Origin of the sequence: Nocardia sp. NPDC051990 (assembly GCF_040680755.1) — a bacterium.
GTDB lineage: Bacteria > Actinomycetota > Actinomycetes > Mycobacteriales > Mycobacteriaceae > Nocardia.
Genome location: NZ_JBFAXH010000022.1, coordinates 1 through 18,261 on the forward strand (window position 1 = coordinate 1; position 18,261 = coordinate 18,261).

17 protein-coding genes are annotated in these 18,261 nt (G+C 65.8%); 8 read left to right on the plus strand and 9 right to left on the minus strand.

Annotation, left to right across the window (positions count from 1 at the left end):
• Positions 1 to 95: 95 nt before the first annotated feature.
• Positions 96 to 974 (plus strand): alpha/beta hydrolase, encoded by an 879-nt coding sequence (locus AB0L63_RS28465; RefSeq protein WP_364506803.1) that lies wholly within the window; start codon positions 96 to 98, stop codon positions 972 to 974.
• Between the two features lie 411 nt (positions 975 to 1,385).
• On the opposite strand, the gene AB0L63_RS28470 is transcribed toward AB0L63_RS28465, so the two are convergent.
• Positions 1,386 to 2,915 (minus strand): aldehyde dehydrogenase family protein, encoded by a 1,530-nt coding sequence (locus tag AB0L63_RS28470; RefSeq protein WP_364506806.1) that lies wholly within the window; start codon positions 2,913 to 2,915, stop codon positions 1,386 to 1,388.
• Between the two features lie 108 nt (positions 2,916 to 3,023).
• Between AB0L63_RS28470 and AB0L63_RS28475 the strand changes: the two genes are divergently transcribed.
• The 3 genes from AB0L63_RS28475 to AB0L63_RS28485 all read left to right on the plus strand — a co-directional run bounded on the left by AB0L63_RS28475 (position 3,024) and on the right by AB0L63_RS28485 (position 6,284).
• On the plus strand, positions 3,024 to 3,476 hold the full coding sequence (locus tag AB0L63_RS28475) for an Lrp/AsnC family transcriptional regulator (RefSeq protein WP_364506809.1): 453 nt from the start codon (positions 3,024 to 3,026) through the stop codon (positions 3,474 to 3,476).
• A 65-nt stretch (positions 3,477 to 3,541) separates the two neighbouring features.
• A complete protein-coding gene (gene lat, locus AB0L63_RS28480; protein ID WP_364506812.1) occupies positions 3,542 to 4,891 on the plus strand; it encodes an L-lysine 6-transaminase in 1,350 nt (449 codons plus the stop codon).
• A gap of 160 nt (positions 4,892 to 5,051) precedes the next feature.
• A complete protein-coding gene (locus AB0L63_RS28485) occupies positions 5,052 to 6,284 on the plus strand; it encodes a YncE family protein (protein ID WP_364506815.1) in 1,233 nt (410 codons plus the stop codon).
• Positions 6,285 to 6,296: 12 nt separating this feature from the next.
• Here AB0L63_RS28485 and AB0L63_RS28490 read toward each other — a convergent pair whose 3' ends face one another.
• Together AB0L63_RS28490 and AB0L63_RS28495 are read right to left on the minus strand one after the other, a co-directional pair.
• Entirely contained in the window at positions 6,297 to 6,635 is a 339-nt protein-coding gene (locus AB0L63_RS28490; protein ID WP_364506818.1) for a hypothetical protein, read from the minus strand.
• Positions 6,635 to 7,048, minus strand: coding sequence for a DUF1707 domain-containing protein (locus AB0L63_RS28495; RefSeq protein ID WP_364506821.1), 414 nt, complete (start codon positions 7,046 to 7,048; stop codon positions 6,635 to 6,637). The genes AB0L63_RS28490 and AB0L63_RS28495 overlap by 1 nt, the downstream gene beginning before the upstream one ends.
• A gap of 348 nt (positions 7,049 to 7,396) precedes the next feature.
• Here AB0L63_RS28495 and AB0L63_RS28500 point away from each other — a divergent pair, with 348 nt between their 5' ends.
• Entirely contained in the window at positions 7,397 to 9,382 is a 1,986-nt protein-coding gene (locus tag AB0L63_RS28500; RefSeq protein ID WP_364506824.1) for a protein kinase, read from the plus strand.
• On the opposite strand, the gene AB0L63_RS28505 is transcribed toward AB0L63_RS28500, so the two are convergent.
• From AB0L63_RS28505 to AB0L63_RS28515, 3 genes are all read right to left on the minus strand, one after another.
• A complete protein-coding gene (locus AB0L63_RS28505; RefSeq protein ID WP_364506827.1) occupies positions 9,335 to 10,303 on the minus strand; it encodes a patatin family protein in 969 nt (322 codons plus the stop codon). The two genes, AB0L63_RS28500 and AB0L63_RS28505, sit on opposite strands and share 48 nt — an antisense overlap.
• A gap of 79 nt (positions 10,304 to 10,382) precedes the next feature.
• Entirely contained in the window at positions 10,383 to 12,188 is a 1,806-nt protein-coding gene (locus AB0L63_RS28510; RefSeq protein ID WP_364506830.1) for an acetyl/propionyl/methylcrotonyl-CoA carboxylase subunit alpha, read from the minus strand.
• A 235-nt stretch (positions 12,189 to 12,423) separates the two neighbouring features.
• Entirely contained in the window at positions 12,424 to 13,338 is a 915-nt protein-coding gene (locus AB0L63_RS28515; RefSeq protein WP_364506833.1) for a sulfurtransferase, read from the minus strand.
• A gap of 166 nt (positions 13,339 to 13,504) precedes the next feature.
• Here AB0L63_RS28515 and AB0L63_RS28520 point away from each other — a divergent pair, with 166 nt between their 5' ends.
• Positions 13,505 to 14,290, plus strand: coding sequence for a transcriptional regulator (locus tag AB0L63_RS28520; protein WP_364506837.1), 786 nt, complete (start codon positions 13,505 to 13,507; stop codon positions 14,288 to 14,290).
• Here AB0L63_RS28520 and AB0L63_RS28525 read toward each other — a convergent pair.
• The 3 genes from AB0L63_RS28525 to AB0L63_RS28535 all read right to left on the minus strand — a co-directional run bounded on the left by AB0L63_RS28525 (position 14,216) and on the right by AB0L63_RS28535 (position 16,963).
• Entirely contained in the window at positions 14,216 to 14,851 is a 636-nt protein-coding gene (locus AB0L63_RS28525; RefSeq protein WP_364506840.1) for a nucleoside triphosphate pyrophosphatase, read from the minus strand. The genes AB0L63_RS28520 and AB0L63_RS28525 overlap by 75 nt on opposite strands.
• A gap of 4 nt (positions 14,852 to 14,855) precedes the next feature.
• Positions 14,856 to 15,185, minus strand: a complete 330-nt coding sequence (locus tag AB0L63_RS28530) for an acyl-CoA carboxylase subunit epsilon (RefSeq protein ID WP_364506843.1) — start codon at positions 15,183 to 15,185, stop codon at positions 14,856 to 14,858.
• A 137-nt stretch (positions 15,186 to 15,322) separates the two neighbouring features.
• Positions 15,323 to 16,963: an acyl-CoA carboxylase subunit beta gene (locus AB0L63_RS28535; protein WP_364506845.1), complete on the minus strand. Its 1,641-nt coding sequence runs from the start codon at positions 16,961 to 16,963 to the stop codon at positions 15,323 to 15,325.
• Positions 16,964 to 17,233: 270 nt separating this feature from the next.
• Between AB0L63_RS28535 and AB0L63_RS28540 the strand changes: the two genes are divergently transcribed.
• Together AB0L63_RS28540 and AB0L63_RS28545 are read left to right on the plus strand one after the other, a co-directional pair.
• A complete protein-coding gene (locus AB0L63_RS28540; protein ID WP_364506848.1) occupies positions 17,234 to 17,413 on the plus strand; it encodes a hypothetical protein in 180 nt (59 codons plus the stop codon).
• 24 nt (positions 17,414 to 17,437) lie between these two features.
• On the plus strand, positions 17,438 to 18,223 hold the full coding sequence (locus tag AB0L63_RS28545; RefSeq protein ID WP_364506851.1) for a biotin--[acetyl-CoA-carboxylase] ligase: 786 nt from the start codon (positions 17,438 to 17,440) through the stop codon (positions 18,221 to 18,223).
• Positions 18,224 to 18,261: the final 38 nt, after the last annotated feature.

An 18,261-nucleotide genomic window follows, 5' to 3' on the forward strand; every position in this document is an offset into this window, starting at 1 on the left:
CGAGCCACAACAGAGGCAAACAGTCATCAGCTACACCCCACCGCCCTGGGCATCCAGGGCATCAACCCCAGACACTACAAACTTAGGGAACCGTCGTGAGCAGCCTGTTCGACACGTACACCGATCTTGCCGTGCACGGCGGCCCCGTCCGCCTCTATCGCGCGGGTACCGCCGGTCCGCCGATTCTGTTGCTACACGGCGGAATACTCGACACTGCCCGCGGGGTTTGGCGGCGAGTCGCCCCGGCTCTCGCGCGCGATTACCGCGTGCATCTCGTAGATCTGCCGCGGCACGGTGGCAGTAGGCCGTGGCGCGGGCGGCTCGACGACACGTTCTACCGTCGTTTCCTCGCCGAGCTCCTCGACACCATCGAGCTGCCTCGAGTGGCGCTCATCGGGCTCTCGCTCGGCGGCGGGATCTCCACAGGCTTCGCCCTGGAACACCCCGAGCGGGTGAGCTCCCTGATCGCCATCGGCCCGGGCGGGCTGGACGCCAAACGCCGAGCGCAGTTCTCGACATGGCTCACGCTGCGGACACCGGGCATGATGCGTGCGACATCGTGGTACCTCTCCCGCTTCCCCAACGCTATTCGACGGTCGATGATCGACAATCTCACCGATGGCGAACACACCCGCGACTTCGAAGCAATCATCCGTGATGTGACCGAGGAGGCTCGAGCGAAGAACAAATATCGAGAACGCGCACTGGACGACTGGATGATCTACGCCTACGGTCCCTTCTCGATGCGGCACAATCTCATATCCGAACTGCATCGACTCACAGTGCCGACGCTCTGGGTCAGGGGCGAGAAGGATCCACTCGTCGGTCGCGACGCTTTGGCTGCGGCCCAGCGTGCGACACCGGGCTCCCGCCTCGAAACCGTAGCGAATGCCGGGCATATCGTCACCTACGACCGTCCGGACGAGTTCACGGCACTGGCCCGCGAGTTCCTCGCGAGCACGGTCCGAGCATGAGCGCCAGGCCGAACCGGTAGGCGAACGATGCGGGACACGACCTGGTTGGTCTCAGCAGTCGCCGTTTGTCCGTGGCGCGGGGCGGTCGCGGTGGACGGTGACGTTGGTGGTCGTCGGCGCTACAGGGATGTCGCGGTCAGCCGCGGCCCAGTTGGATCGCCTTCAGCAGTAGCAGGACGGCACCGACGAAAGTGTCCGCGCCGCGCAAGCCTGCCGAGTTGCGTTCCGGCCGAACAGGTTACCGGTTCGGGCAGCGCGAGCGGCGGAATTCGACACGGCTCGGTGTTGCGGATCGGACGGTTATGAGCCCAGCGAGCTGCCTAGCTGCTGCCTCCTGCGTCGTACGACGCAGGAGGTCCGCGCGAGCGATTATTCGGGCCGTACTCCCCGAAACCAGCTACCCGAACAGGCTCAACCGAATTGGATGCCCTGCGCCAGTGGCAGCTGATCGGAGTAGTTGACGGTGTTGGTTGCCCGGCGCATGTATGCCTTCCACGAGTCCGACCCGGATTCCCGGCCGCCGCCGGTCTGCTTCTCGCCGCCGAACGCGCCACCGATCTCCGCGCCGGAGGTGCCGATATTGACGTTGGCGATTCCGCAGTCGGAGCCGTCGGCGGCGAGGAAGCGTTCGGCCTCGCGCTGGTCGGCGGTGAAGATGGCGGAGGAAAGGCCCTGCGGCACACCGTTGTGCAGCTCGATGGCGGTGTCGAAGTCGCGGTAGGTCAGTACGTACAGAATCGGTGCGAAGGTTTCCTCGCGGACCACGGCGGTCTGGCTGGGCATGCGCACGATCGCGGGACGCACGTAGTAGGCGTCGTTGCCGAAGCCGTCGACTCGCTCACCGCCGCAGACCAATTCGCCACCATCGGCGATCGCCCGATCGATCGCCGCACGCATCCCTTCATAGGCGCGGCCATTGATCAATGGGCCGACGAGCACGCCGTCGTCGAGCGGATTGCCAACGCGCAGTTGCCGATACGCCCCCGCCATGCGATCCAGCAGCGGCGCGACCACATCGGTGTGCACGATCAGCCGACGCAAGGTCGTGCAGCGCTGCCCGGCCGTACCCGCCGCCGCGAAGACGATGCCGCGCGCGGCCAGCTCCAGATCGGCTGTGGGCGTGACGATCGCGCCGTTATTGCCGCCCAGCTCCAGCAGACACCGCCCGAACCGAGCGGCCACCCGCGGCGCCACCGTGCGGCCCATCCGCACCGAACCGGTCGCGCTCACCAACGCCACCCGCTCGTCGTCGACCAGTCGGGATCCGATCTCGGCACCACCTTGAATCAATTGGTGCACTTCGGGATCCGCGCCGACATCGGCCGCCGCGCGGCGCAACAGCGTATGGCAGGCCAGCGCGGTCAGCGGTGTCGTCTCCGACGGTTTCCACACCACCGTGTCACCGCACACCAGCGCGACGGCGGTATTCCAGGCCCACACCGCGACCGGGAAGTTGAATGCCGAGATCACCCCGACCACGCCGAGCGGATGCCAGGTCTCCATCAGCCGATGTCCGGGCCGCTCCGAGGGCATGGTCTTGCCGTAGAGCTGGCGCGACAATCCGATGGCGAACTCGCAGATGTCGATCATCTCCTGCACCTCGCCGACGGCCTCGGCGCCGATCTTCCCGGCCTCCAGCGTGACCAGTTCGGCGAGTTCGGCTTTGTGCGCGCTGAGCAGTTCGGCCAGGCGCCGCACCACCCCGGCCCGCACCGGCGCAGGCACGGTGCGCCACCCGCGGAACGCCGACGCCGCTGCGCCGATCGCCGCATCCGTATCGTCGAGGGAATCGGCAGGCAGGGTCATGAGCGTGCCTCCGGTAATCGGCGTCCGGGCGCGCAATTCACCCGAGACCGGTGTCTGTGCGCCGAGTGTGCGCAGCAGTTCGGTGGCGCGGACGGCCAGGTCCTTGGTCCGGTGGTCGGCGAGCGTATCTGTCATCGGTTGCTCCGCTTCAGCTTTGGGTCGGCGAACATATCGGATGGGTACGGTGGGCTGACGAGGAATAGATTTCGGCACGAGTAGCCGCCGCTGGGTTAGCCTTCGCTGATGGCGGATACACCGGCAAGACCCGTACTCGACGACATCGATCGCCTGCTGATTCGTGAACTGGTGGCCGATGGTCGCGCCACCCTGTCGAATCTGGCCGAAAAGGCGAGCTTATCGGTCTCGGCTGTGCAATCGCGGGTCCGCAGACTCGAAGCGCGCGGGGTGATTCGTGGCTACACCGCACATGTCGATCCCGAGGCGCTCGGCCAGCTGTTGTCGGCATTCGTCGCCATCACTCCTCTCGACCCCTCACAACCCGATGACGCGCCTGCCGTCTTGCAACATATCCCGGAAATCGAGGCATGCCACTCGGTGGCGGGTGACGAGAGTTACGTGTTGCTGGTGCGGGTGTCCTCTCCTCGGCACCTCGAGCAGCTGCTCCAGGAGATCAGGGCGACCGCCAACGTGAGAACTCGCAGCACCATCATCTTGCAGACATTCTACGACAGGTAGCCGTCTGGCCGTAATTACTTCGTTATTCCGTAGAATTTTCGTAAAGATTTACGTACCCTACGGGTGTGACCATCGAACTGGAGCGCACCCGCGCGGGGAGTGGCACTGCACCGGTCACCCCCGCCTCCCGGGTACACGAGATCCTGTCGGCGCACATCCTCGCCGACGGATTCGACCTGGTGCTGGATCTACGGAAATCCCGTGGCTGCCGGATCGTCGATGAACGAGACGGCAGCTCCTACCTCGATATGTTCGGCTTCTTCGCCTCGAATGCCCTCGGCATGAACCACCCCGCCCTGGCCGAGGACGAGGAGTTCCGCGCCGAACTGGCCGCCGCGGCAATCAACAAGCCGAGCAACTCCGATATCTACACCGTCGAGATGGCCCGCTTCGTCGATACTTTCGTGCGGGTACTCGGCGATCCCCGACTACCGCATCTGTTCTTCATCGACGGCGGCGCACTCGCGGTGGAGAACGCGCTCAAGGTCGCGTTCGACTGGAAGAGCAGGCATAACGAATCCCACGGGCGCGCACCGGAACTCGGCACCAGGGTGCTGCACCTGACCGGAGCGTTCCACGGCCGCACCGGCTACACCATGTCGCTGACCAACACCGATCCGGTGAAGACCGTCCGCTTCCCCCAATTCGATTGGCCGCGCATCGATGCGCCGTTCCTGGCCAATGGTGTCGACATCGCCGCTGCCGAAGCGCACGCACTCGACCAAGCGCGCCGCGCCTTCGCCGAAAACCCGCACGACATAGCGTGTTTTATCGCCGAACCGATCCAGGGCGAGGGCGGCGACCGGCATCTGCGTCCGGAATTCCTGCACGCCGTGCGGCAGCTCTGTCACGAAAACGACGCGCTGTTCATCCTCGACGAGGTGCAAACCGGTGTCGGCATGACCGGAACCACTTGGGCCTACCAGCAACTCGCGCTCGAGCCCGACATCGTCGCGTTCGGCAAGAAGACCCAGGTCTGCGGCATCATGGCGGGCGGGCGCGTGGACGAGGTGCCTGACAATGTCTTCATGGTCAGCTCCCGGCTCAATTCCACCTGGGGCGGCAATCTCACCGATATGGTGCGGACCCGGCGCATTCTCGAGGTGCTCGAGCGCGATGAGCTGATCGAGCGATCCCGGCCGCTCGGCGCGCATCTGCTGCGGCGGCTGGAACAGCTTGCTGTGGACCATCCGCGGGTCACCGAACCGCGCGGACGCGGGTTGATGTGCGCCATCACCTTGGCCTCGGCCGAGCTGCGGGACGAAGTACTGACCGCGCTGCTGGAACGCGAGCACGTGCTGATTCTCGGCACCGGCGAACGCGGCATCCGGTTCCGGCCAGCGCTCACCGTTACCGAGGCGGAGTTGGATGCCGCGGTCGACGCGCTCGATCGGGTACTCGGCGACGTCGACTAGTTATCCGACAGCAACCGAAAGTTGACTGTCCGAAGACGTATTTCCGGATGATTCGGGCAATCCACCGCGCCCTGTCGGGGATTGCTGTGGAATCTGGGCGAGACCGCCTAGGCTACGCACCCATGTCATCTCGTCTTCACCTCCTGGCACGGTGCAGCGCGTGAACCGACAGCGCATTCACCGAAGCTGCGCACCGAACGGCGGAACCCGAACCTCCGCCGTCCAACCACTGCTCGCCTCGCTGACGGTCCTGGTGACGGTCGCGGGGTGCGCCTCGAGCGAGGCCGGAACGGCGGGGGTGGTCATCGCGCCGCCCGCCGCGACCAGCCCGGCGCCGCCGCATCTGGACAATCTGTTACCCGGCATGCCGCCGCCGTTATCACCGACCGACGTCTATGCCGCGAACCGGGAGTTGAGTCCGGCGGTGGCCGATCATCGGCCCCTGGTCTACGTGCCGAACAGCGAATCGCATTCGGTTTCGGTGATCGACCCGGCAACCTTCCAGGTGATCGACAGCTTCCGGGCCGGTGGTCCGGAGCCTCAGCACGTGGTGCCGTCCTATGACATGCAGACGCTGTATGTCACCAATGATCTGCCGATCGGCGGGGGCACCCTACGGCCGATCGATCCGCGCACCGGCGAACCCGGCGAGCCCTTCCCGGTGCGCGACCCCTACAACATGTACTACACGCCGGATGGCCAATACGCGCTGGTTGTCGCGGAGGCTGATATGTCGCTGGACTTCTACGATCCACACACCTGGCAGAAGGTCTACGCCCTCGCGGTGCCCGGCTGCGCGGGCGTGGACCATATGGACTTCACTGCCGACGGTCGATTCGCCCTGGCCAGTTGTGAATTCATCGGCCGCATGCTGGTTTTCGATGTAGCCGAGCGCAAGGTGGTCAAGATGATCGACCTGCCGGGCGGTCGCGACGGCATGCCGCAGGACGTCAAGCTGTCCCCGGACGGGCGTACCTTCTTCATCGCCGATATGGTCGCGGATGGCGTCTACACTATCGACGCATTGTCTTGGGAGAACACCGGCTTCGTGCCGACTGGCAAAGGTGCGCACGGTCTGTATGTCACCCGCGACTCCCAACAGATGCTCATCACCAACCGGCACGAGGGCAGCATCTCCGTCTGGGATTTCGCCGCGAATGCCTTGGTGCGCAAGTGGTTCATCCCGGGCGGCGGCAGCCCGGATATGGGCAACATCTCCGCGGACGGACGCGTTTTCTGGGTCTCCGGTCGATACCACGGTGAGGTGTACGCGATCGATATCGAAAACTGGAACCTGTTGGCGCGCATACCCGTTGGGCGTGGGCCGCATGGACTCACCATCTGGCCGCAGCCCGGACGTTACTCCACCGGACATACCGGTGTGATGCGCTGAGTCGGCCCTGGCTCAGGAGAGCCGGAGACCGAGGCCGCCCGCTACGAAGCGGTGGACCGCGGTGGTGCCGGTTTCGAGGGCGAGTTCATAACCGGGGCGGGCCCAGCCGGTGAGTTCGGCGGTGTTGTCGGCGCCGGGCGTCACGACGATTTCGGCGACCAGTTCGGCGGTGGTGGGTTCGCAAACGGCCCAGGAGAAGTGGGATTCGTCATCCCACTGCGCGGCGCGGAGGGTGACGTAGTTCGGATCGGTGATGCCGCCGTCGGCGAGGGCGGGGCGGTCATCGATGCGGTCGTCGGCGCGCAGGGCACGCAGGTACCAGGTGCCCGCATTGATTTCGACGGGTTCCATCAGTCCTCCAGTTCCCGGCGGCGGCGACGGTCGCGCGGGCGACGGCGGTGGTGCTCGCGCTGATTGCCGAACAGCAGGGCACCCGCGAGCGGGATGGCGAGGAACCAGAGCCAGCTGCCGGTGACGAAGAACAGGATGACGGCCAGGATCGGGATCACCGCCATCACCCGATCCGGCCACTCGTCGAGGAAACCGGAGTCGCGTTTGGCGGGTGCCGCGGCGACGGGTGCGGGTTCGGGCAGGTCGACGAAGACTCTTTCCAGGTCGCCGCGGGTCAGTGCGGCTGCAACCACGGCACTGCGGTCGTCGAACTCCGTCACGCTGAGCCGCCCGGCGGCGAAATGATCGGACAGGCGTTGCATCGCTTGCTCACGCTCCGCGGTGCCGATGCGAATCTCGGGCAGGTCACTCATAACAGCAAGGCTAACCGCTTTCATCGAACGTTCCGGTGCTGTGGCATCGACGCCGGGCTCGCCGGGTTTCGCGACGCTGAGTGGCCAGGGTGCGTAATGATCGCCGCTGCCGCCGGATCCGATTCGCGGATTCTGTCATGGCGGTGTGGATTTCGGGTACGAGAAGGACAGTGTCCACCAGCCCGCACCGGGATGGGTGACACGCTGTACGTAGGGGAGCTCACACTGTGCGTCGGTGGGTGGCGGCGTTAGGGTCGGGATAGCTTCGGGCGATGCGGTTTCGATCGGGTGGCCGCCCACTCCGCAATGGCGCGGCCACCGGCCTCGTCCCAGCGATGGAGGTCAGTGATGGGGGAACAGTTCGGGAAGTACCGGCTCGACCGTTTACTCGGGCGGGGCGGTATGGGGGCGGTATGGCTGGCGCATGACAGCGAAACCGGGCGCACGGTCGCACTGAAGGTGCTGGCGGAACATGTGGCCGCCGATGCGGACTATCGAAAGCGATTCCAGCGGGAGGCGCGGCTCGGGTCGAGTCTGCGACATCCGCATATCGTGCCGATTCACGGGTTCGGGGAACTCGACGGTCGGTTGTACATCGATATGGAGTACGTCGATGGCATCGACCTGGCCGAAATGCTGACCAGGGTCGGCACTTTGACACCCACCGCGGCCATCGACTTCGTGACGCAGGCGGCCTCGGGTTTGGATGCGGCGCATCGGGCCGGGCTGATCCACCGCGACGTCAAACCGCCGAACATCCTGGTCGGCACCGGTGGGCACGCGTATCTCATCGATTTCGGCATCGCGCAGAGCCTGGGCCAGACGGCCGTCACCGCCACCGGCATGGCCATCGGCAGTTGGGCCTATATGGCACCGGAACGTTTCAACGGCACCGTCGACGCCCGCTCCGACGTCTATTCCCTGGCGTGCGTTCTCTATGAATGCCTGACCGGCCGCCGTCCCTACGGCGACATCGACCCGGCCCGCCAGATGCACGGCCACCTGATGACCGACCCTCCACGCGTTTCCACCGTAAACCCCGCGGTCCCATCGGAATTGGACGCGGTAATCGCTCGCGGCATGGCCAAGGACCAGACCCAGCGTTATCCCACCGCCCGCGAATTCGCCGCCGCCGCATACGCGGCAGCCGCATTCTCACGTCTCCCACTCGCCGCACCGCAACCATCGCCGCCCGGCCCGGCCACACCGTTGGCCCAGCGTTCGACAGCTGGTCCGCCGCCTGCGCCGGCCCGGCCACCGGCTGAGCCGTCCGCGCAGCCTCAGCGCCCCGATGTACCGCAGCCGCATACACCGCGAACGCAGGCGTCGCGCCCGCACCGGTTGCCAGCGGATGAGCAGCCGACACCGACGCGAGTGGAGACGCACTCGCCGACGCGGGGGGAAACATCCGCACCGACACCATCAGCGGAATCGCCAGCGCCACTGGTCAAGTCGTCGAATCCACTCGATTCGACCAAAATCCTCTCCGAGCCCGGCCCAACGCCGACACTCGTGGCAACCCGACTGGCACCGCCGCCAGCAGCACATGCGGCACCGCGACCGTATTCACCATGGTCACCGAATCATGTTGCGGTCCAACCGACACCCGTCGTCGGTCCGCTCTCGCCAGCCAAACGAGCGGCAGCACAACCGAACCGGGTGCCATGGCGCGCACCTGTCGCGCCCCGCTGGACAGTCTCGCAGCGTCGCCCATGGATCGCACCACTACGCAAGGTGCGGCATCGGCGCCGCAAGCCCTTCCTGTCCAAGCTGATCGGCGCACTCGTCGTCATGGTCCTGACGCCGTTCATGCTGGCGGCCGGCTGTGCCGCGCTGATCGCCTTCGGCAATACCGGCAGTGGCGGCGGTTCGCGCACGGCCGATCCGTCGGTCGCGGTGCGCGACGGCGATACCGCGCAATCGGCCGAGCCGCCCGCGCCGGTATCTGCCGGTCTGAACATTCCAGTGCGCGATGGCAAGTTCGAATTCGTGGTCACCTCGGTGGATTCCGGTGTCCCGCGGATCGGATTGCAGAATGCGAGCGGCTCCTATTCCATCGTCACCGTCGCCGTTCGCAATATCTCGGACGAGCCGAAATGGTTCTTGCCCGTCGGTCAACGTCTGGTGGACACCCAGGGCCGCCAAGTCGACCACCATGCGATCGCGACCATGTGGCAGACCACCCTGCGCCGCTACGGCTACTCGTTCGAACTCCAGGCCGGGCAATCGGCCACCACCCAACTGGTCTTCGACGTCCCGCAGGACGCCGCACCGAGCCGACTCGAACTACACGACTTCCTGCTCTCCAACGGCGCCACCGTCGAGTTGAACTAGCGCGGCCAGGGACGTATGCACGGCATCCCGCCCGATCGTCAATGCCTCGGCGAGCAACGCGGTGTCGCGCGCGGCGCTGTCCACATCCGGGGAGCCTAGGGGCGGGTGGATCTGCAGCGCCGCATCGCCGAGTCCCGCCAGGAAGCGGTCCTCGACGTCCTGCTGATACGGCCGCTGCAGCCAGGAACGGTATGCCCCCGGTGCCCGGACGCGCAAATAGCTACCGCCGATGATCTGATGTAGTCGCCGCGCGGGCGGGCGTCGTTCATCGGTGCGTCGGGTGCGCAGCACCACGGCGTGCGTCGCACCGTCACGTACCGCAGTGCGGATCGGCACCGTTTCCGACAGCCCACCGTCGAGATATTCGGCATCACCCAGCGGCACCGGCGGACCCGCGAGAATCGGCAGTCCCGCCGAAGCCCGCAGTGCGGTCATCAGGGTGGGCTTATCGACGATGTGGCGGCGCAGATCGACCGCGCGCCCGGTGCGGGTATCGGTGCCGATCGGATGAAAGGTGGTGGCATTGGCCAGAATTGCCGGAAAATCCATCGGTTCGATGCCGTCGTAGACCTGGTGCACCAGGTAGTCCAGATCGAAGGCTGGCCGACCACGCAGCAGTCGGGCCGGATCGACCGCACGTCGCATGATCACCGGATCGGTCCAGGACCGCATGCCCGCCAGCGCCCGCCCACACAGGAACCACGCGCCGTTGATCGCACCCGCCGAAGTGCCGTACACGGCATCGAAGATCGAGGCGAGCCCGAGTTCCTCCAGCGCCTGCACCATCCCACTGGAGTAGACGCCACGGCTGCCACCACCCTCGATGACCAGGGCGAGGCGATAATCGTCGGCACGGCTGGCTGATGCACGTCGGCCGCGGATCACTTCCGCGACGGCGGGCACAACGGCAGAGCTGTTCACCGAAACCACGGTACGACAGAGCGGGCGCGGACGTCGGTGCCCAGCGCCCGCTCCGAGACGGTCTTCGCCAGCTGTTTACTTACTTGATCTCTGCCAGCACGGTGCCCTGGGTGATCGCCGCGCCCGCCTCAACGGACAGTCCGGTGACCACACCGGCCTTGTGCGCGTTGACCGGGTTCTCCATCTTCATGGCCTCGAGCACCACGATCAGATCGCCCGCCTCGACCGACTGGCCCTCTTCCACCGCGACCTTCACCACGGTGCCCTGCATCGGCGCGGTGACCGAGTCACCGGAGGCGGCGCCGCCACCGGCGCCGCCACGCTTGCGTGCCTTGGGCTTCTTGCGGATCACCCCGGCGCCATTGCTGCCCGCACCCGCGGCACCGGCGCCGACGGTGAAGTTGCCCGGCAGCGATACCTCGACCCGACGCCCACCGACCTCGACGACGACCTTCTGTCGCGGCAGTTCCGCGTCCTCGTCAGCGGCGGCATCGGCCGGGGTGTAGGGCTCGATGTTGTTGGCCCACTCGGTCTCGATCCACTTGGTGTAGACGTCGAACTTCTCGCCGTCACCGATGAATGCCGGATCGTCGACGATCGCGCGGTGGAACGGGATGACCGTCGCCAGCCCCTCGACGTGGAATTCGGCCAGCGCGCGCCGGGCCCGCTGCAGCGCCTGCTCACGGTTCTCGCCCGTGACGATCAGCTTGGCCAGCATCGAGTCGAACTGACCGCCGATCACACTGCCCTGCACCACACCGGAATCGACACGCACACCGGGGCCGCTGGGCTCCTGGTATACCGAAACCGGACCCGGCGCGGGCAGGAAGCCGCGCCCGGCGTCCTCACCGTTGATCCGGAACTCGAATGCGTGCCCGCGCGGCGTCGGATCCTCGGTGATCGCCAGCGCGTGGCCCTCGGCGATGCGGAACTGCTGACGCACCAGGTCGATACCGGCGGTCTCCTCGGTGACCGGGTGCTCGACCTGCAGGCGAGTGTTCACCTCGAGGAACGAAACGGTGTCGCCCTGCACCAGGTATTCCACGGTGCCCGCGCCGTAGTAACCGGCCTCCCGGCAGATCGCCTTGGCCGAAGCATGGATTCGCGCGCGCTGATCATCGGTCAGGAACGGCGCGGGCGCCTCCTCTACCAGCTTCTGGAACCGGCGCTGCAGCGAGCAGTCACGGGTACCCGCCACCACGACGTTGCCGTGCTTGTCCGCGATGACCTGCGCCTCGACGTGGCGGGCCTTGTCCAGGTACTGCTCGACGAAGCATTCACCGCGACCGAAGGCCGCGGTGGCCTCGCGAACGGCGGAGTCGAACAGCTCCGGAATCTCCTCGATGGAGTGCGCGACCTTCATGCCGCGACCGCCACCACCGAAGGCGGCCTTGATCGCGACGGGCACGCCGTACTGCTTGGCGAACTCGACCACTTCGGCCGCGTTCTTGACCGGATCCTTGGTGCCCGCCGCCATCGGCGCCTTCGCGCGCTCGGCGATGTGGCGCGCGGTGACCTTGTCACCGAGATCGCGGATCGACTGCGGGGAGGGGCCGATCCAGATCAGCCCGGCGTCGATGACGGCCTGGGCGAAGTCGGCGTTCTCCGAGAGGAATCCGTAGCCTGGATGGATGGCGTCGGCACCGGACTTGGCCGCGGCGTCGAGAATCTTGTCGAAGACGAGGTACGACTCGGCCGAGGTCTGCCCGCCAAGGGCGAACGCCTCGTCGGCGAGCTTCACGAAGGGGGCATCCGCATCGGGCTCCGCGTATACCGCGACACTGCCGATACCGGCATCCTTGGCCGCCCGGATCACGCGAACTGCGATTTCGCCTCGGTTAGCTACGAGTACCTTCGATATCCGCGCGCTGGCATGGCTGGGCACTGAGCCTCCTGTTAGCAATCTTCTTGGTCGCCCCGTGGTCGACATACTTCCGTCTCGGGGGAGTGTAGGCAGTCTGTCAACAACCGCCGCACTCGGATAGGCCTACTCCACAGTAGGTCACGGATCACACCCGCGGCGTTACATCGGGCCCGGGCGCGGCAGCCTGCGTGACCATGTCGCGCCCGGAACGCCGCAGTTCGGATATCGCGGTCGGCTGTGATGTGCCCGGATCGGCCTATTGGGCTTGCTCCTTGCGGGTACCTGCCGTCGGTACGTCACCCGGTTCATATCCCTTGGCAATCGGCATGCGAACCGAATTGCCCCATTCGGTCCAGGACCCGTCGTAATTGCGCACGGATTCGAAGCCGAGCAGATAGGTGAGTACGAACCAGGTGTGGCTGGAACGCTCGCCGATCCGGCTGTAGACGACCAGATCGTCCGTGGTCTCGAGCGCACCATAGATTTCGTCCAATTCGGCGCGGGAACGGAAGCGGCCGTCGCTGTGGCAGGCCTGGGTCCACGGAATGTTCACCGCGGTCGGAATATGTCCGCCGCGCAGCGCCGTGTCCTCGGGATTGACCGTCGGTTGGATCAGCTCGCCCGAATACTCCTCGGGGGAGCGCACGTCGATCAGTGGCCTGCCGAGATGGGCGAGCACATCCTCGCGGAACGCCCGCACCGAAATGTCGTCGCGTCCGACCGTTGGATACTCGCTGCGCAGCGGGTACGGGAGGTCGAAGGTGGTATCGCGCACCTCGGAGATCCACGCGTCCCGTCCGCCGTCGAGTAGTCGCACATCCGGATGTCCGAACAGGGTGAAAACCCAGAACGTGTGCGCGGCCTGCGCGTTGCCGCGATCACCGTAGATCACCACGGTATCGTCGCGCTCGATTCCCTTGGCGCGCATCAGCTCGGTGAACCGGGCGCCATCGATATAGTCACGCGTAACCGGATCGTTGAGGTCGCCCCGCCAATCGATCTTGGTGGCGCCGGGAACGTGACCGATGCCATAGAGCAGGATGTCCTCGTTGGACTCGATGATCTTGAGTCCCGGCGTGCCGATGTTTGCCGATAGCCACTCTGTGGTTACTAGTCGGTGAGGATGTGCGTACGCACCGAAAGCAGGATGAGGGTTCGGGGCAACGGGCACGATATGGGTCCTTCACACGAGGTAGACGGTGGTTATAGCGGTTTGGGTCTCACGCCGATGTTAGGTGTGAGGTGATAGTGAAACTCGTTTCAGATCACAAATCGGCTGAATGGGCGAATAAATCGCACTCTCATCCGATAAAGTCTCCCGGGAGGAGGGGTGAGCTATGTCCGATTCTTGGCCGAGGCGTCGACTGCTCGCGATCCTACGTGGCGCCAGCGAACCTCTCGACGCCCAAGAACTGGCCAGAATCACCGGACAGCACGTCACTACTGTTCGGTTCCATTTGGATGTGCTCACCAGGGAATCGCTGGTGCGGCAGTTCCAACAGCCACCGCGCGGCCGTGGGCGCCCGCGCATCGGATACCGGGCGATCCAGCGATCGATTGGCTATCAGGAACTGGCCGAGGTTCTCGCCGACCAGCTCGGCCCTGATCCGCGGCGTCGCTCCGAGGCGGCCATAGCCGCCGGACGTGCCTGGGGTGCCAAACTCGACGCGGGTGACCATGCGGTCGAGTCATTGGAGGACGCCAAGGACGTCACCATGACGCTGATGTCCGAACTCGGTTTCGCACCCGAGCGCGATGCGGCCGCCGAGACCGATGGGCAGGTCCTGATCCGGCTGACCGCCTGCCCGCTGCGTGAACTCGCACGCACCCATTCCGAGGTCGTGTGCGGCGTGCACCTGGGCCTGATCAAAGAGGTTCTCGACCGCAACGGCGTGCGTGGCGAGGTGAACGTCCGGCTGCAACCTTTCGTCGAGCCGGAGCTCTGCGTGATCCGCTTGGAGCTCATGGCGCGGCGGGAGCCGGAGCGCAATGCGACACCGCTGCCGATCGGCGCGGAGGCCGCGACGGAGCCGCGGATCGCGCCGCCGTCAGCTGGGCGAGTGGCGCCACAGTTGCGCAATGCCGACCCCAATGTCGCCAAGCAGTCGGCGCAGCAGTGGTAGTCCGATCCCGATAACGCTCGACGGATCGCCATCGATGCGATCGACGAACCAACCGCCCATGCCATCGAGGGTGAATGCGCCCGCGACCTGCAAGGGCTCGCCGGTCGCGATATAGGCGTCCAGTTCTTCGGGTTCGGGCTTGGCGAAATGCACGGTGGTGGAACTGCAGTCGACGGATTCGCCGACAATCTCGCCGTCTCGCATGCGCAAGACGCAATGGCCGGTAATGAGATCGGCACTGCGCCCGGCCATTTCGGACCAGCGGGCCCGCGTCACCTCGGGCGTATGCGGCTTGCCCTGTAGCTCGCCGTCGACGAGCAGCATCGAATCACAGCCGACCACAACGCAATCCGTAGCGAAATCCGGAATCGTGGCGGCCACCGACCGTGCCTTGGCCCGCGCGAGTTCTACCACGACGACCTCGGGCGCCGTGCCGGGCGGCAGTGCCGCGGCAACGGCGTCCTCGTCGATATCGGAGATCCGGACGACGGGTTCGATGCCCGCCGAGCGCAACACCGCGCGGCGGGCGGGCGACGCGGAGGCGAGAACGAGTCTCGTCATCCGATCAGTCGCGCAGGTGTGACAGTTGCGGGAAAGCGTACGGAGAGCACGGCGAGGTGCCGCGGTGCATCAGGGTCGGACGACCCCAGGAGTCGGCCGGACCGACCGGTCCGCTACTAACTGCGCTGTTCGCGGCCGCCGACAGTACACATACCAGCGCCGCGATTTCCTCATCGGACGGCGCACCCTTGATGACTCGGATGAACGGCTGCTCCGCCACCGCGGATGCCGGGACTGCCGTCGGTGCGGCCACCTCGACCGCATCCGCGATCGGGTCGACTGCTAGATCCAGTTCGACGGCGGTCAACACATCATCATCTGCCACGGTCGTCACAGTGCCAGATCCTCTCTCTATTCCGATCGAGCCCATGCCCAACTCGAAGACATATGGATCAAGCGATCATCATCCTCGAATCGACTCATTGCGTCTCTGTAACCCAGTGTGCGCGGCCCATCGAGATTATCGCTTGATCACAGCGGAATGTTGCCGTGCTTCTTCGGCGGCAGGGTGACCATCTTGCGCTCGAGCAGACGCAGAGCCGAGACGATCTGGCCGCGGGTATGCGAGGGCGGGATGACCGCGTCGACGTATCCGCGCTCGGCGGCCACGTAGGGGTTCACGAGGGTGTCCTCGTACTCGTTCTGCAGCTCGAGGCGCAGTGCGTCGACATCGTTTCCGCTCTTCGCGGCCTCTTGCAGCTGTTTGCGGTAGACAAAACCGACGGCTCCCGACGCGCCCATCACCGCGATCTGCGCGCTCGGCCAGGCGAGGTTCACATCGGCGCCCATGTGCTTGGAACCCATGACGTCGTAGGCGCCGCCGTAGGCCTTGCGAGTGATGATGGTGATTTTGCCCACAGTGGCCTCACCGTAGGCGTAGAGCAGCTTCGCGCCGCGCCGGATGATGCCGTTGTATTCCTGGTCGGTGCCGGGCAGGAAGCCGGGAACGTCGACCAGAGTGATGATCGGGATATTGAAGGCGTCACAGGTGCGCACGAAGCGTGCGGCCTTCTCCGAAGCGTCGATATCGAGGCAGCCCGCGAACTGGGTCGGCTGGTTGGCGACGATGCCGACGCTGCGGCCGTCGATCCGACCGAAGCCGACGATGATGTTCATCGCGCGCTCGGCCTGCACCTCGAGGAATTCGTCGTCGTCGAGCAGGCGACGGATGACCTCATGCATGTCATAGGGCTGGTTCGGCGAATCCGGGATGATCGTGTCCAGCTCGAGGTCCTCGTCGGTGAGCGAATCCTCGATGGCGCCGGTGATCGGGTCGCTGGCCGGGAAGCGCGGGGCTTCGGCGCGGTTGTTGCTCGGCAGGTAGCTCAGCAGGTCCTTGACGTAGTCCAGCGCATCCTGCTCGCCGGAGGCGACGTAGTGCGCGACACCGGATTTCGTCATGTGTGTGTGCGCGCCGCCGAGGTCCTCCATCGTGACGTCCTCACCGGTGACCGTCTTGATGACATCCGGTCCGGTGACGAACATCTGGCTGGTGCCGTCGACCATGACGACGAAGTCGGTCAGTGCGGGCGAGTAGACATGCCCACCGGCGGCCGGGCCCATGATCAGCGAGATCTGCGGGATCACGCCGGAGGCCTGGATATTGCGGTGGAAGATCTCGCCGTAGAGGCCCAGCGAGACGACACCCTCCTGGATGCGTGCGCCCGCGCCCTCGTTGATGCCGATCAGCGGGCGGCCGGTCTTGAGCGCCAGATCCATCACCTTGACGATCTTCTCGCCGTAGACCTCGCCGAGGCTGCCGCCGAAGACGGTGACGTCCTGGCTGAAGATGCAGACGTCGCGACCATCGATGGTGCCGTAGCCGGTCACCACACCGTCGCCGAGCGGCCGGTTGTTCTCCAGGCCGAAGTTCACGCTGCGGTGGCGGGCCAATGCGTCCAGCTCTACGAAGGAGCCCTCGTCCAGCAGTGCGAGAATGCGCTCGCGGGCGGTCATCTTGCCCTTGGCGTGCACCTTGTCGACCGCGGCCTCACCCATCGGGTGCTTGGCCTCTTCCAGCCGATTCCGCAGATCAGCCAGCTTCCCAGCGGTGGTGTGGATATCGGGGGCGCCCGCCGATTCCGATGCGGGCTGGTGCTGGACACTCGTCATGGCTCCGGAGTGTAACCAGTGCCAGTGCTTCTCGGTAACCGAGTGCCGCTTACCGGTCAGTAAAAAACCGCAGCTAGATCATGTTCCAACCAGCGAATGGCCGCAAACTTCCTGGTCGATTATCGAACCGAACGCGGCACTCGCGGCCGGAAAATCAGTGGAGTGGCGCGGCGGCGCCCGGATAGCCTGAGGACGTACGCATTTCAGCTCGAGATAAGGGGGCAGTGCGGCGCATGGGAGGACAACGCACACCTGGCTGAGGAGCTGATCATGTGGGGATGGAGCAGTAGAGTCGCCGAGCACGCCGCGGTGACCTCGTGGACCAGTTGGCAGACCGGGGAAACCGAGCCGACCGTGGTGGATCCGCAGGAGTGGGCCGAGGACGAAGCGGAATCCGCGGACGGCATGCTCGTCGCGGTACCGAATCGCGAGTACGACCTCGTCGGATAACCTGCCGGGGTGTACAGGCCACCGTTGGATGCAGAGCAGCTGCGGCGCAGTCTCATCGAGTCGCCCGAGCTGTCGTTCTTCTCGCACATCGATGTGGTGGAGTCGACCGGGTCCACCAATGCGGATCTGATCGCTCGGGCCGGGGAGGCCGATGCTGATCAGGCGGTACTGCTCGCCGAAACTCAAGAGCAGGGCCGGGGCCGGCATGCTCGGACCTGGATCAGCCCGCCGCGCGCGCAGATAGCGATGTCGCTATTGGTGCGGCTGCGTGGCATCGAGCCGGCCGCGCTCGGCTGGCTGCCGCTGCTCACCGGTGTCGCCGTTGTGGACGCACTGCGCGCGACCGCCGGTGTGGACGCGAATCTGAAGTGGCCCAACGATGTGCTGATCGATGGTCGTAAAGTCGCGGGCATCCTGGCCGAAGTCGCCTCCGGCGGTGGGACACCCGCCGTTGTCGTCGGGGTCGGCCTGAACGTCAGTCTCACCGAGGCGGAACTGCCGGTGCCGCATGCCACTTCGCTCACGCTGGCGGGGGCGAAGGTGACCGACCGCACCGAGCTCGTGCGGTCGCTGCTGGCCGAATTCGCCCGCCGCTTCACCGCGTGGCGTGACGCCGGTTGGGACACCACCGACCTGATCGGCGTCTACCGCGATCGCTGCGCCACCCTGGGCGCACCCGTGCGCGCCGAACTGCCCGGCGGCCAGACCCTCGAGGGCATTGCCGACGATGTCGATACCGCGGGCCGTCTGCGCATCGGCGAACATGTCGTCTCCGCCGCCGACGTAACCCACCTGCGCGCCGGCTACTGACCTCGGCCGAAGTCCGCACCCCCTGCGCGGACCCACGA